The 15,211-nt window shown below is 36.9% G+C and carries 10 protein-coding genes; 7 read left to right on the forward strand and 3 right to left on the reverse strand.

All coding sequences use genetic code 11. From position 1 onward, the window contains the following. Window positions 1–3: 3 nt before the first annotated feature. Window positions 4–2,670 carry a DUF5689 domain-containing protein gene (locus tag WBG21_RS09125; protein WP_340077118.1) on the forward strand — a complete coding sequence of 889 codons (2,667 nt, stop codon included), beginning with the start codon at window positions 4–6 and terminating at the stop codon, window positions 2,668–2,670. Between the two features lie 2 nt (window positions 2,671–2,672). On the opposite strand, the gene WBG21_RS09130 is transcribed toward WBG21_RS09125, so the two are convergent. Beyond that, window positions 2,673–3,287 carry a LytTR family DNA-binding domain-containing protein gene (locus WBG21_RS09130; RefSeq protein ID WP_340077120.1) on the reverse strand — a complete coding sequence of 205 codons (615 nt, stop codon included), beginning with the start codon at window positions 3,285–3,287 and terminating at the stop codon, window positions 2,673–2,675. A gap of 244 nt (window positions 3,288–3,531) precedes the next feature. On the opposite strand from WBG21_RS09130, the gene WBG21_RS09135 reads away from it, so the two are divergent. Together WBG21_RS09135 and WBG21_RS09140 are read left to right on the forward strand one after the other, a co-directional pair. Next, window positions 3,532–4,152, forward strand: coding sequence for a hypothetical protein (locus tag WBG21_RS09135; protein WP_340077122.1), 621 nt, complete (start codon window positions 3,532–3,534; stop codon window positions 4,150–4,152). Window positions 4,153–4,157: 5 nt separating this feature from the next. Continuing rightward, entirely contained in the window at window positions 4,158–4,928 is a 771-nt protein-coding gene (locus WBG21_RS09140; RefSeq protein ID WP_340077124.1) for an amidohydrolase, read from the forward strand. Here the strand turns inward: WBG21_RS09140 and WBG21_RS09145 are convergent. Both WBG21_RS09145 and WBG21_RS09150 read right to left on the reverse strand, forming a co-directional pair. Further along, a complete protein-coding gene (locus WBG21_RS09145) occupies window positions 4,915–6,480 on the reverse strand; it encodes an Ig-like domain-containing domain (protein ID WP_340077126.1) in 1,566 nt (521 codons plus the stop codon). The two genes, WBG21_RS09140 and WBG21_RS09145, sit on opposite strands and share 14 nt — an antisense overlap. Before the next feature lie 102 nt (window positions 6,481–6,582). Further along, window positions 6,583–7,272, reverse strand: coding sequence for a ComF family protein (locus tag WBG21_RS09150; RefSeq protein ID WP_340077128.1), 690 nt, complete (start codon window positions 7,270–7,272; stop codon window positions 6,583–6,585). Between the two features lie 48 nt (window positions 7,273–7,320). Between WBG21_RS09150 and WBG21_RS09155 the strand changes: the two genes are divergently transcribed. From WBG21_RS09155 to WBG21_RS09170, 4 genes are all read left to right on the forward strand, one after another. After that, a complete protein-coding gene (locus tag WBG21_RS09155; protein WP_340077130.1) occupies window positions 7,321–8,244 on the forward strand; it encodes a hypothetical protein in 924 nt (307 codons plus the stop codon). A 36-nt stretch (window positions 8,245–8,280) separates the two neighbouring features. Beyond that, entirely contained in the window at window positions 8,281–9,813 is a 1,533-nt protein-coding gene (locus tag WBG21_RS09160; RefSeq protein WP_340077132.1) for a glycine--tRNA ligase, read from the forward strand. A 257-nt stretch (window positions 9,814–10,070) separates the two neighbouring features. Continuing rightward, complete coding sequence (locus tag WBG21_RS09165) at window positions 10,071–12,992, forward strand: GEVED domain-containing protein (RefSeq protein ID WP_340077133.1); 2,922 nt, start codon at window positions 10,071–10,073, stop codon at window positions 12,990–12,992. A gap of 446 nt (window positions 12,993–13,438) precedes the next feature. Next, window positions 13,439–15,211 (forward strand): DUF6923 family protein (locus WBG21_RS09170; protein WP_340077135.1); only part of this gene is annotated, 1,773 nt, incomplete at its 3' end.

Consider the following 15,211-nt stretch of genomic DNA (forward strand, 5'->3'; position numbering starts at 1 on the left):
GCTATGAAAACTATAAAAATTATTGTTTGTTTTGTGATACTCCTGCTTCAAGGATGTGTAAAAAATGACGAATTTGAGACGCCCAAATCATTTTGTAATTCAGAATTGGTTGCCAACTCCACTTTTGCAGCAGTAAAAGCCCTTTATGATGGAGAACTCATAGAAATTCAAGAAGACTTAGTGATAGAAGGCTATGTAATTTCCAGTGATAAAACCGGTAATTTTTTTGGGACATTGCACTTTCAAGATAGTCCTGAGAGCCCTGTGGAAGGCTTTCAAATAGACATCGACTTGCGAGAGTATCATCTGTTTTATGTAATAGGACAAAAACTCGCCATCAAATTAAAAGGGTTGTACCTTGATAAAAACAAAGGGGTTTTTAAATTAGGAGGGCTCTTCTCCGGATTTGGAGGAGCCCCTACAATAGGCAGGCTGCCGGCAACTCAAATACAACACCATGTTTTTATTTCTTGTGGTGAACTGAAAACGATCACCCCTCAAAAAATAACATTAGAAGGCCTTAATGATTCAATGTTGAATACGTTAGTACAATTAGAACATGTAGAAGTAGCTCCTGATGCCATATGCCAACCCTATGCAATACCCGAGGAAACTACAGAAAGAACACTGAGAGACTGCAATAAACATGAAATTACGTTACGAAACAGCGGCTTTTCAGATTTTCAATCAGTAATCCTACCTACAGGGAGCGGAACCATTACAGGTGTATTGGGTAAATCAGGCGATGATTACGAATTGGTTATTAGGGATATTACAGATATTCTCTTTGAAAACCCTCGTTGTGATGGAACCATTTTTTCTTGTGAACCACCCTCTGCAAATGCAACAATTGATGAAATAAAAGCTGTCTTTTCTGAAAGCATACTAGAGATAGAAAACAATTTTATTGTAGAAGCTATTATTACGGCCAATGATGCCAGTGGGAACCTATCACGGGCCATTTATGTACAAGACGAAACTGGGGGCATCCGTGTGGAAATTAATCAAACAAAACTCTCGGAGGCTGGGTATGAGATAGGGAAAAAGATAACGCTAAGTACTAAAGGCCTTTATATTGACAGTGTAGGTGGAGAATTGTACCTTGGAGCAAAAAGAGAAGGAAAATTAGAAGGAATTTCCGAAGATGAATTGTTCAAACATAGTTATGTCCATGAAACGCAAGAAGAAGTGTTGCCAAAAGAAGTGGATATAAAAACATTATCATTAAATGATGTTGGGCGATTGGTACAAATCAACGAGATACAGTTTGTAGAAGAAAACACCACTTTTGTAGTGGACGGGAAAAATACAGTTGCTACACTTACCAATTGCTTTGGAGACCGGTTAAAACTACCTACAAGTCGCTTTGCCGATTATGGAGAAACAACCCTTCCATCAGGTAATGGAGCTATAACCGGAATTCTTAGCTTTTCAGAGGAAGGCTACCAACTTTTACTCAGGGATTTGAGTGATATTTCAGAAATGACAAATAACCGTTGTGATGTTTTTGCCAATGCACAATTAATAACCCTTGAAGTACTAAAGAACCAATACGAAGGAATACCAAAGCTTATCAATGAAAACATCAAAATAAAAGCAGTCGTCATTTCCGATAAGGAAGCACTAAATATTTCAGCTGAAAAAATAATTGTACAAGACACCTCCACAGGGATGTTATTAAGCTTTACAACAAATCATGATTTGGCATTAGGAGAAGCATTGGAAATAGCATTATTAGAAACTACAATAGAAGAAATTGAGGGGATAATTCAAGTAAAAAATATTCCAATAGAAAATATCATTTCAAGAACTTTGGGAAGTCTTCCATTGTCTGAGAATATAACCATTGCAGAAGCAAGATCAGGGACGTATAATTGCAAGCTTGTAACCATAATAAACAGTGAGTTTAAAAACTTAGAAAACACCTATGAAGGGATACAAATCATTACAGATTGTGAAAGTGAGCTAAGTCTTTTTACAAAGGCGGAGGCAACTTTTGCGAATGAACTGGTCAATCCAAACAAAGGGAGTATTACTGGGATATTGCTTGGGGGCAATGCCCTACAGTTGCATATGCGGAATTTGCAAGACATCAGCTTCACACAACCCTATGCACTTTGCGCTGTAACCGAAACTGAAGAAGTGTTTTTCTCGGAGTTGGCAGATCCGAACAACAATTCTGGGGCGCGGTTTATAGAACTTTACAATGCCGGAACTATAAAAGTAGATTTGACCGGATGGAAAATTCACCGCTATACCAATGCCAATACTACGATAAGTTCTACAATTGACCTTACAGGTTATTTTATAGCACCTAAAACCACTTTTGTAATTGCAGCCAATGCAACAGAGTTTACCAATGTTTATGGTTTTGCTCCCGACTTTGCAGCTACAAGCAGTGGCCCTGCTGGTTCCAATGGTGATGACAATTTAATGTTGACAGATGCCAATGGAAAAGTAATAGATATGTTTGGTATTATAGGAGAAGATGGCTCAGGGACAAACCACGAATTTGAAGATGGGCGGGCCGTCAGGAAAAATACAATTAGTAAGGGCAACCCTACATATACCTTTGATGAGTGGATAATTTATAACGACACAGGTGGAGGAGGTACGAGCAATGCTCCAAAAAATGCACCGGAAGATTTTACACCGGGGATAAAAGATTAAGATTATAAAACAATAGATTTAATTTTATCACAGGCTTTTAATAACGTATCTGTGTACTTTTTAGAAACAGGAATTTCCATATTAAGTTGTTCCATCTCTAATTTATATTCTTGAGTCTTTCCTTTTATTTTAAAGACATTTATTAAATTCACAACAAACGACCTGTGAACACGTATCAGGGGGAATTGCAACTGTTTTTCAAAAGAAGATAGGTTCCCCCTGAGCAACCGTTTTTCTATGCGATCATTCTTTAAATAATAGATACATGAATAGGCATCTTCATTTTTTATAAACAATAGATCACAAATATCCAGATATAAGGCTTCTTTTCCATCAGAAGAACATAGCTTTATCCGCCTTTTTGTAATAGCGGGGGAGTTGTGTTTTCTTTTAGTACGGTTTCTAGACCTTAAAATTAATAAAAACGCTATGGCAGATATTATTAAAAATGGAAATATTTTTAATAATGTAAAAACATGCCGTTGCCATAAGTTTTCAGAAGTGTTAAAAGAATCACTTTGATAAAATGCCACGGCCATCATAAGAACGGTTAGAACAGCAAAATATTTAAAAAACACAAAAGGGATGTTTGAAATTTGCATTGATTTTTTATCCATTGGTACCTGTATTTACTTTTTTAACTTAAATAAGCTATGGTTTATCCGTCGAAGAATTGTGAGAAACATTACAAAAAAATCATAAAAGAATAAGATTTTCTTGTCTTTTACAGAAAACAACTTTCATTTTTATAGATTGTTTATTTTATAATTCGTAGATCATGGGTAATGAAATAAGTAGTTTTGTTAAACATGAAAGAATTACATTTTATATTTACCATATAACTAATTATAATTTCACGATATGAAATATATTTTTCTTTTATGGGGATTAATGAATTTTTTATCTTACGATTTGAATGCACAAAATGATCAATCTATGAAAGATATGAACGCTCCAGACCTACCCTATTATCAGATTCCAGATTATCCCAATGCGTATACCGCTATGAGTGTTGCAGCTAGAATGATAGATGGGTTAGGGTTTCGGTTTTATTGGGCAACAGAAGGACTTAGAGTAGAAGATTTAAACTACAAACCAGGCAAAGAAGCCAGAAGCACAGCGGAAACTATTGACCATATTTACAGTATGTCTTTTATTATTTTAAATGCATCTAAAAAGCTGCCTAATGAACAAATTGAGAATAAACCACAGCTTACTTTTCAGGAGAAACGAAAAGAAACATTAGAGAACCTTAAAAAGGCAAGTGATATTCTAAAGAAAAACAATGAAAATGACATGGGTTCTTATAAAGTTGTTTTTAAACGAGGTGAGAACACTACGGAGTTTCCATATTGGAATTTAATCAATGGCCCCATAGCTGATTGTCTATGGCATGTAGGTCAGATCGTTTCTTTCCGAAGGGCATCGGGGAATCCGTTCAATCCAAAAGTGAGTGTATTTAACGGAAGAATAAGAGAATAAAATTCATGCAACAATTAAAAGTCGCATTAATACAAACGAGTATCATTTGGGAAAGTCCAAAAGAAAACCGATTGCGCTATGAAGAAAAACTAAAAACAATTGATGAACCGGTAGATTTGATAATTTTTCCTGAAATGTTTACTACCGGATTTACAATGAATGCGATGCAGGTAGCAGAGGCAGCACAAGGAGAAACTATAAATTGGTTAAAAACCAAAGCTCAAGAGATGAATACAGCCATTTGTGGAAGCATAGTTATTAGGGAAAATAATAAATATTACAATCGGTTTCTATTTGCATACCTGGATGGGAGTATAGAAAAATATGACAAACGGCACACTTTTACACTGGCCGGAGAAGACAAAGTATATGAGGCCGGAAAGGAACGAAAAACCATTAACTATAAGGGGTGGAGAATATGCCCTCAGATATGTTATGACCTTAGGTTTCCCGTATGGGCAAGAAATATAGATAATTATGACCTATTATTGTATGTAGCCAACTGGCCAAAACCCAGAATTAATGCTTGGGATGTACTTCTAAAGGCCAGGGCTATTGAGAACATGGCGTATTGTATAGGTGTTAACCGTGTGGGTGTTGATACTAATGGATATGAATATCCGGGGCATTCAGGTATTTATGATGTGTTGGGCAATGAGTTGGTTTTTTCAAAAAAAGAAGAAATACTTATTGTTAACCTTGATAAAGAACACATGAATCGCTATAGAAATAAATTGAAGTTTTTATCAGACAGGGATTCGTTTACTCTAGTGTAAAAACTTGCTGTAGCTCCCAATTGGCGCGTAATTCTAATAAGTCAGGATAATAGCTGATCCGTTCAGGTTGCAGTTTTTGAAGATAATTTCCTGTATCCCACTTACCATTCTTATTAGTATCAAACACAACACGGATATGGTATTTACCAGGATTTAAGAACCTAAAATCGTAAGAAGGCAATGTTTTCTCTACATATTGCTCGGCTTTTACAACACCTTTCTCATCTGTAAGTTGTATAATAATAGGGTAACTGGAAACATTACGTAACGAAATACTAATATTTCCCAGATCGGCATAACTTTTTGAACTTAAGTAATAATTTAGTGTGTCATTAGTGTTCCCATAGAAATCAGTTAAGGCATTTGGAAGCAATTGTAAAATATACTTTTCATTAGGACGGATATTCCAGTTTACGAGCAGCTCATTACTTAAAGTGTCAATAACTGTATCAAAATCAACGTTGGCAGAATCGCTTTTTATTAATAATATATTGCGGTCATCTTTTTTTATCAGTGGAATGTTGCTTGCAATCTTGAAAGGATTATTAAAAAGGATATCACCTCTTTGCATACCGGAGAGCACTAAAGAGTCACGATACAACTCTTTAATTTTTACTGAAAAAGTATCTGTTTTTTGAGAATGCGAAACTTTAAAAACTAACGAATCAACATCAAAGGGAGTAAACCAATAATGCAGGGTATCCTTTTCGCGGTCTTTAATGATTTTATATTTGAATGTATCTGGTGTTTTAGTAAGTAATTCGACAGTCATTTTTTCGTATGCATCTTCACCTTCATACCCAAATAGAACCCGGTTTTTAGAAACTAAAACAGGCTTAGAAACTTTATAATCAGTAACCTCTTTAAAAAGCGTAAGCGTATATACAGAGTCGGTGGGGACTTCAATAAAATCTTTTAAAAAACCTATTTTATCAGTTTTCTGATTAAACAAAAAATTATTTGCAACATCTTTTAACCCCACTAGCATGTATTTCCCGGCCTTTAAATTAGTAAGCTGAAAAGTTGCGGCACTATCCAATGTATTTGTTACATATGTTGGAAGGTTTTTATAGACAATAGAATCTGTATATGTAGAATCGACTTCGTACAACAATACAGACACAAAAGTATCGGGATTTTTTTTCTCAGCATCCTTTACAACCCCTGAAACAGCTAATGAATCAATATAATTACCTGTAGAAAAAACATATTTAAAAAACGGATAAGGGTTTTCTTCATTATTATCTACGATGCTTTGCCCAAAGTTAAAGACGTATGTTGTGTTTTCTTTTAAAGTGTCTTTTATCTTTATTTCAACAAATTTGCTAGCCCCTCCCTGTGGCTTTATTTCCGGTAGCTGATTCAGTGGGGGAGAAACTATAAGTTGTTTCTGAAGATCTTTAAATTTAATATATTCATCAAAATAGATACGGATTTTCTTTTCCGTAAAATCAGTGGTATTTATCTCAGGAGAAGCCTTCACCATTTTTGGGGGCATGGTATCCCGGTCACCACCATTTGGAGTACCTCTTTTAGCACAATTAATGAGCATTGAGAAGACTACTAAACAAACACTAATCCGAATAAATTTACTGCTCATAAAAACACACATGAATGCGCTGCAAAATAACAATTAATTTTATGAACTCAGAAATTAAATGGTAATGGCCATAGTAGCAATGCTGATTTGGACATTTTCTATTTTTTGAAGCGTAATTGCACAAGCTTCTAATGTAGCACCGGTAGTAATGACATCATCTATCAACAAAATATGTTTACCCTTTAATGAACCGGGATGCTCCACATCAAAAATAAAAGAAGCATTGTTCCATCGGGCAATCCGGTTTTTAAAAGTCTGTGTTTTTGAATGTGATACCCGTATTAATGCATCATCATTGTAGCTGGCATTAAGAGCACCGGCAATTTTTTTACCAAAAGCACTTACTTGGTTATAACCCCTTTTCCGTAATTTTTTAGGATGTAAAGGCACCGGGACTACAACATCAACAGTTTGATAATGGAAATTATTCATAAGCACGCTTCCCATCCATTCCCCTATAAAACCTCCAATAGCTTGATTTCCTTTATACTTTAATTGATGAATAAGCCGTTGTGCCAACCCCTTCTTTTGAAAGGCTAAAAAGGCAGTAGCATGGACGATCTCCACACGACCGTAAAATATTTTTTCAACCGGATTTCCTTGAACAGCATGATAATTTGTCAATGGAAGCTGATGCCGACATACCACACACACCGTTTTTTCGTTTTTAAGCAGGATAGAGTCGCATCCCGGACATACAGGAGGGAAGAAGAGCGTTTCAATATCATTTAGTATATTTATCATTCAGGAGCAACCGGGATTTTGAGTAAAATCAAAGTCAAAGAAAAATAAATGAAGCCAAAAAACAAACCATCAGGCCATAAAATTATCCTTATAGCATTGTTAATAGCAATAGCGGGGCTTATTACACTCACCTATTTTAACTATAAAGAAAGCAATCAAAAACTCACATTTTTGGCCAATGAGAAACAAATGATTATTGATGACCTTAAAGCAATGCAACAGAGTTTTGGTGAATTGGCTGAAGTTCGTGGCACTTACATGCAAGAAATTAATTTTAGCAAACAACGGATAGCAGTATTGTTAGATTCCCTCAATGAACTCAATATAGATTATAGTATACTTACAGGCTACCGAAAAGAATTGTCTCGGTTAAGAGATGAAAACCAGCGTTACAGGCGTGTTATAGATTCCATACAATACCAAAACCTTCTGTTGGAACGTGAGATTGATAGTAGCAACCTTAAGATTATGAAATTGAGCGACTATACAGATGCACTGAAAAAAACGAATACCCTTTTAAATAGCTATAGCGATTCATTGGTTGATATCAATACAAACCTCTCAGAAAAAATAGCAGACGGTTCCATACTCAACATCTATGAATTTCGCGGTGATGCTTTCAAAATAAAATCAAGCGGAAAACTTGTAGCTACCGATAGAGCTGCAAGGGCTGAGCGGATACGGGGATGTTTCACCATTTTACCCAATAAATTACTGGACGATATGGATAAGGAATTGTACCTACAAATAATAGATCCGGCAAACAATGTACTGGGGGCAAAAAAACGGATACGTTTTGGCAAAGACGTGTTGACCTATAGCAAAAAAATAAATGTAATAATCGAAGATGATCCCGTAGCAGTTTGCGACTACGTTACTACAAAACAAGGAACTGCCCGAAGCGGAAATTATACCTTCAACCTGTTTCTCCGGGAAAAATTAATAGCATCTACCATTTTTCAACTCAAATAACAATAAAATCCTGTTGAAAAAAACTATTTTTGCCGCATGGCAAAACAAGAGGAGCATTTCAAAAAAGTCATAGCCCACGCAAAAGAATATGGATACATATTTCCCTCTAGCGAAATATATGACGGCTTAAGCGCAGTATATGATTATGGTCAAAATGGCGTAGAATTAAAAAACAATATCAAAGCATATTGGTGGAAAGCCATGGTGCAAATGCATGAAAACATTGTAGGGATAGATGCAGCAATCTTTATGCACCCCACTACATGGAAAGCCTCAGGTCATATAGATGCTTTTAATGACCCCTTGATTGATAATAAGGACTCTAAAAAACGCTACAGGGCCGATGTGCTTATTGAAGACTATGTGGCAAAGATAGAAGCTAAAATTGACAAAGAACTTCAAAAAGCGGCAAAGCGTTTTGGAGAAGCTTTTGATAAAGAACAATTTTTGGCTACCAATAAAAGGGTGCTGGACTATAAAGAAAAAGCAACAACGATTGTAGAACGAATGGCCCGATCGCTTGAAAAAGAAGATTTGGACGATGTAAAAGCATTGATTGAAGAACTGGGAATTGCGGATCCCGAAACAGGCTCTAAAAATTGGACAGACGTAAAACAGTTCAACCTTATGTTTGGGACTAAATTAGGAGCTTCTGCAGCACATGCTACAGACTTGTACCTTCGTCCCGAAACGGCTCAAGGCATTTTTGTAAACTTTCTGAATGTTCAGAAATCTGGAAGGATGAAAATTCCGTTCGGGATTGCCCAGACCGGAAAAGCGTTCCGGAATGAAATTGTAGCACGCCAATTCATCTTCCGTATGCGGGAGTTTGAACAAATGGAAATGCAATTTTTTATAAAACCCGGCACTCAGAAAAAATGGTATGAACATTGGAAAGAAACCCGGTTAAAATGGCACCTGTCCCTTGGGATGGGAGCAGAAAATTACCGGTTTCACGATCATGAAAAACTGGCTCACTATGCAGATGCTGCTGCCGATATTGAATTCCGTTTTCCATTCGGGTTTAAAGAATTAGAAGGCATCCATTCCAGAACAGATTTTGATTTAGCCAATCACGAAAAATATTCAGGCAAAAAATTACACTATTTTGACCCCGAAGAAAATAAAAGCTACGTGCCTTATGTTATAGAGACCTCTATTGGTTTAGACAGAATGTTCTTAGCAGTATTCTCCCATGCGCTACAAGAAGAACCGTTACCGGATGGCAGTAGTCGGACAATTTTAAAATTACCCGCTGTATTGGCTCCTATAAAAGCCGCTATATTACCCTTGGTTAAAAAAGATGGACTGCCAGAAGTAGCAAGGAAAATAATTGATACCCTGCAATGGGACTTCATGGTCACATACGATGAAAAAGATGCTATCGGGCGCCGTTATCGTAGGCAAGATGCAGCAGGAACACCTTTTTGTATTACCGTTGACCACCAAACAACAGAAGATAATACTGTCACCATACGCTATAGGGACACCATGGAGCAAAAAAGAGTACAAATAGCAGATTTAGATACTATAATGCAAGAAGCTATACGCATAAAAACATGGTTGTAGAATACTCAATAATAAAGTTTTTATTAGAGTCTTATAAATAGGTGTTTTATGCAGAAATTAAGGCCATAGAAAATAAACAAACAATCTCTTCACCATATCTTCAAGCATGGTATTAATAACCTCACTAAAAAGTCAATTATTTGCCCCCCAATCTATATTAAATTCCTCTAATCTATGTCATTTGTCCCTTATTCTTTTATTTGATTGTTTAAAAGATGTTTTTTTATAATTTACTTAATATTAAAAACACTGAAGCAATGAAAAACCCCCTACTTATCTTGACATTTCTTTTGATCAATGCGTTGCTTTTCGGTCAGAATGTACCGTCTGGTGCTAAAGCAACATATGTATCAGAGGCTGTTTATGTAAAAAAAATAGCACCATTGTCCCGGCAGAAATTGGTTCCGGTAAAAAATGAATTTAAAATATACAACCCCAAGAAACAAGGTGCCAATAAAGCCGTAATAGGTAAAGGGACCCCTGTGGGGCCTGATCCATTATGGCAAAAGAACCCTGGACAAATAAAAGGGAAGGCACCCCTGCTTACATTTGAATCAGCATCTTCCTTTGCAACTCCTACCGATCCTACGGGAGCAATAGGCCCTAACCATTATATAAATGCATGGAATTCCAACTTTGCCATTTATGACAGATCAGGCAATCAATTAGTAGCCCCATCATCATTAGCTACTATTTTTCCTGGTGAAAACCTAGGAGATCCTATTGTCATATATGACCGGTATGCAGACCGATTTGTCATTACACAATTTAGTGATACACCTAATGGGTTTTTAATAGCCGTTTCACAAGGGCCGGATCCGGTAAATGACGGATGGTTTACGTACCGTTTTAATACGGATAGTTTTCCGGATTATCCTAAATATTCCATTTGGTCGGATGGGTATTATATAACAGCAAATAAAGATCAGTTCTCTCCAGACACAAATGAGGTGGTATTTGCTTTAGAACGGGACAAGCTACTTACAGGAAGCCCTGTAGCTAAAATTATTGGGTTTCCGCTTCCCGGAATTGAAGTAAATGGGTTTTATAGCCCTTTAGGGTTCAATACAAATGGTTCTGAACTTCCTCCGCTAGGGAATGCCCCGATTGTGTATATGCAAGATGATGCGTGGGCAAATGTTACTAGTGACCACCTGAAAATATGGAATATTAATGTTGACTGGGCTATTCCGGCAAATTCAACGATTTCGGCACCTCAACAGTTGCCTGTAACCGCCTTTGACGGGTTGTTTGATGGGGGTAGTTTTGTTAACCTTCCACAACCTTCCGGATCTGATATAGATGCTTTGCAAGCTACAATTATGTATATGGCCCAATACCGACGGTTTCCTACCCACAATTCAGTAGTGTTTAATTTTGTAGTGGACTTGGACGGGAATGATAATTTGGCAGGGATCCGATGGTATGAGTTACGGCAAGTGAACGATGGAGATCCATGGACTGTATATCAAGAAGGCACTTATGCACAACCTGATGGCCATAGCGCTTTTTCCGGTGCAATGGCAATAGATAATTTAGGAAACATAGGAATGGGATATACTATAGTGAGCTCCACCATGTTTCCATCTCTACGTTTCACAGGCCGGTTTGTTGGGGATATGTTAGGGGAAATGACCCTTGCTGAAGAAACCGTTGTAAATGGGACGCAAATAAACCCAAACTCTCGTTATGGAGACTATTCGCAAATGACAATAGACCCTGTAGATGATCAAACAATGTGGTTTACGGGAGAATATTTTTCAGGTGGGGCCAGAAAAAACCATGTCGGGGTATTTAAAGTAGCTTCGGACACTAACAATGATGTGGGAATAGTTGCAATTACGGACCCTCAAAATGGCATATTGTCCAACTCGGAGCAGATTACAGTTACTATCCGAAATTATGGCTTGACTTCTCAGTCTAATTTTGATGTAACCTACCAAATAGATGGAGGTACTGTAGTTACTGAAACCTTTACAAATACCATTGCTGCTGGGGCAGATGACCAGTTCACCTTTACAACGACTGCTAATATGGCTGTTCAAGGACAAAACTATCAAATTACTGCAGGAACAGATTTGACAGGAGATGAAAACAGTGCTAATGACATATATGTTACAAACAGATCTAATTTATTTTCAAATGATGTAGGTATTGAAGATGTTTTTTCTCCTTTATCAGGAGTCGGATTATCTGCTAATGAAACTATTTCAGTAAGGGTCCGTAATTATGGTGGGCTTGCTCAGTCAAATGTAGATGTGTCGTATTCAGTTGACGGGGGTTCTGCAGTGATGGAAACCATACCTGCTATTTCTGCAAATTCTTTTGTTGATTATTCTTTTTCAACAGGGTTTGATTTTTCAGCTATAAACGTTTATAATGTTTCTGCAACGACCCAATTGCCTGGAGATCAAAATGCCGCAAACGACACAAAGACAGCAACTGTACAAAACGCTTTTTGCCAACCTATATCTGATTGTACTTATGGGGATGGCATCACTTCATTTCAATTAGGTACAATAAGCAATCTTGCGATCGCCTGCAATACAGGGTATGAAGATTTTACCGGGATGGTAACAGATTTGGATAGGAGTACAGGGACTTTTAATCTTGCAGTTCAAACAGGATATGCTGGTGATCGGATGTCGCTTTGGATTGATTTTAATGATAATAGTACATTTGAACCATCAGAACAATTATTAACAGATGTTCTTTTATCTAATGCTAATACTACTGTAAATATTAATTTAGTAATACCTGGAGCAGCTGCTTTAGGGGAACATTTGTTGAGAATACGGGCGGGAGATATTGCTTTTTCAGGAGATTTGAATAATCCATGTGACCCTATGGATTTTGCGACTACACATGATTATAAAGTAAATATTACGGATAGTACTTTGAGTACCGATAAATTTTCATTGAAAGATAGTGAGTTTGTCATTTTATATAAAGGCAATAAACAGCATGAAATTTCATTGTCAAGCCTTACGGTAACTGAACCTTTAGAAATATCGGTATACAATATGCTAGGCCAGCAATTAGTGGCTAATAAGGTTATAAATATAAGCGGTGTTTATTCGTATGATTTAGATATGTCCTATGCTCCTTCAGGAATATACCTCATTAGAATTGGGAATGATACAAGAGGGGGAAAAGTCAAACGTATCTTAGTGCAATAATATGGTAGCTACGTTTTATAATGATAAAAATTATTGGATAATATGAAATAGCCTTATTCAATATTTATCTTAAGGTTAAGAGGTATAGAATTGTTTGCTTAGTAGAACTTGAACAAAGTTTACACAATTAGCGAGTGTTAAAAAAACTATAATACTACTTAAATTAACATCTTTTCTTTGAATGAGTATTTCAACTATTTAATATACCTTCTAGCTATAAATGAACAATATCCTATACACTACACAAAATTTATTTTATAAAAGGCATCAAAATAAATAAACTCACCCCTCTATTTACATAAACATCCCTTTTTATCATTAGATAAGTATTGCTGTTTACCATCGAAACTACTTTTGTTATAACTATCATAGTCAGAGATATATAATCTCTGCTACTTTTTGAAAATTTTTAAAAAATACACCATCATCTGAATTGTAATAATATTATGAAAATCTTCTTTTCTAAGATTAAATATATCGCCATTGTTTTATACTGTTTAACGGCTTATAAAATACACGCCCAAACACCTTTCGTGTGTGACGGCCAAGCATATATTAGTGTAGATCCAAGCACAAGATTACTGGAAGTAGAACGCTTAATTCCTGGGGGGAGTGTTTATACACGGGTAAACCCTGCAGGGAATGCAGGGGGTTGGCAGTACAATGCTACCGGGTTCAATATAGAAGATGGCTTTATATATGGGGTCTCCACAGCACCTACCCCAGGCCGCTTATTACGGATTGACGCCAACGAAACAGTTACCAATTTAGGTGCTTTAACGTTAGATGTCAATACGCCCTTTCTGAATTTGGGAGATATGGATTTTGACGGAAATCTTTATGCGAGAATCAATGTAGAAACAGGGGCTCCTCCAAACACCTATTCTCGTAAACTGTACAAGATAGATGTTTCCACTAGTGGGCCTATTGTGGTTGAAAAATTGACCATGTCAGCCGGATATAATTTTGTAGACTTTGCTTTTAACCCGGTAGACGGTAAACTATATGGTGTAGAAAGAGGAGGGAACAATTTAGTAGTAATAGACCTTCCAAATGAGGCAGGAGGGAATGTGCCGGTAACCAGAAAAACGATACAGGGAATAAACTTAGGAACTGGCGATTATGGGGCGACATGGTTTGATAGCAACGGCGTTTTTTATGCCGGCCAAAACAGCCCTGGGAGGGTTTATAGCATAAGGAATGTAGATACCACCCCGGTTGCAGATATACAATATAATGGTCCAACAACAGGTAATAATGACGCCTGTGCTTGTGCAGGGGCACCTAAGCCATTAAAATCAGTATTTCCCCAGAATGCAGTTCCCGGGTCAACAGTTACCTATACCTATACATTTTCCAACCTGCTAAAGGATGTGATGACATTAGATGTATCAGATGACTTAAGATCTGTAAATGACTTCATTGATACCGGAGATGATGAAAGTGCTACCCCTGTAGATGGTGTGTTTTTACCGGGGACATTGAATATAATGGGTGCTACGGAAACAATTCCCGCAAGTTTTACAAATGGCAATAAAACCCTATTTATAGATAACCTTTCTATTCCGGCAGGAAATACGGTAACCATTACGGTTGACGTTCAATTACCGGCAATACCCGAGAGCTATTATAACCAAGCAACCTTAACCGACATACAGTCAAGCTTTACAGCCATCGATTTTTTAGCACCTTTGCAAGTATTAAACTCCGATGACCCTAACCAAGATTTTGACAAAGAACCTACGATAGTCAATATTTCTAATTTAGATGCAGATTTAAGTATAACCAAAACGATTAATAATCCTAATGCGGGAGCAGGAGCTAATGTAACCTTTACGATAACAGTGGACAATAATGGACCTGATGATGCCACAGGGGTAGAAGTGGATGACTTATTGCCAGATGGGTATACCTATGTATCTAGTACCCCGTCCATTGGTACCTACAATCAATTTACTGGGATATGGAATATAGGGAATGTGGCAGTAGCTGACCCTCCACGAACCTTAACGATTACAGCAACTGTAAACCCAACAGGCGATTACTTAAATGTAGCTACAGTAACAGGGAATCAACCAGATAGTGATTTAACCAATAACACAGATTCTGCAGGGACTATGTTGGCCGATTTAGTAATGAACAAAGTAGTAGACAAAGGCACTCCGAATGTAGGGGACAATGTGGTGTTCACCTTAACGGTTACCAACAATGGCCCTAGT

The organism is Leptobacterium meishanense (assembly GCF_037645805.1).
Lineage (GTDB): Bacteria > Bacteroidota > Bacteroidia > Flavobacteriales > Flavobacteriaceae > Leptobacterium_A > Leptobacterium_A meishanense.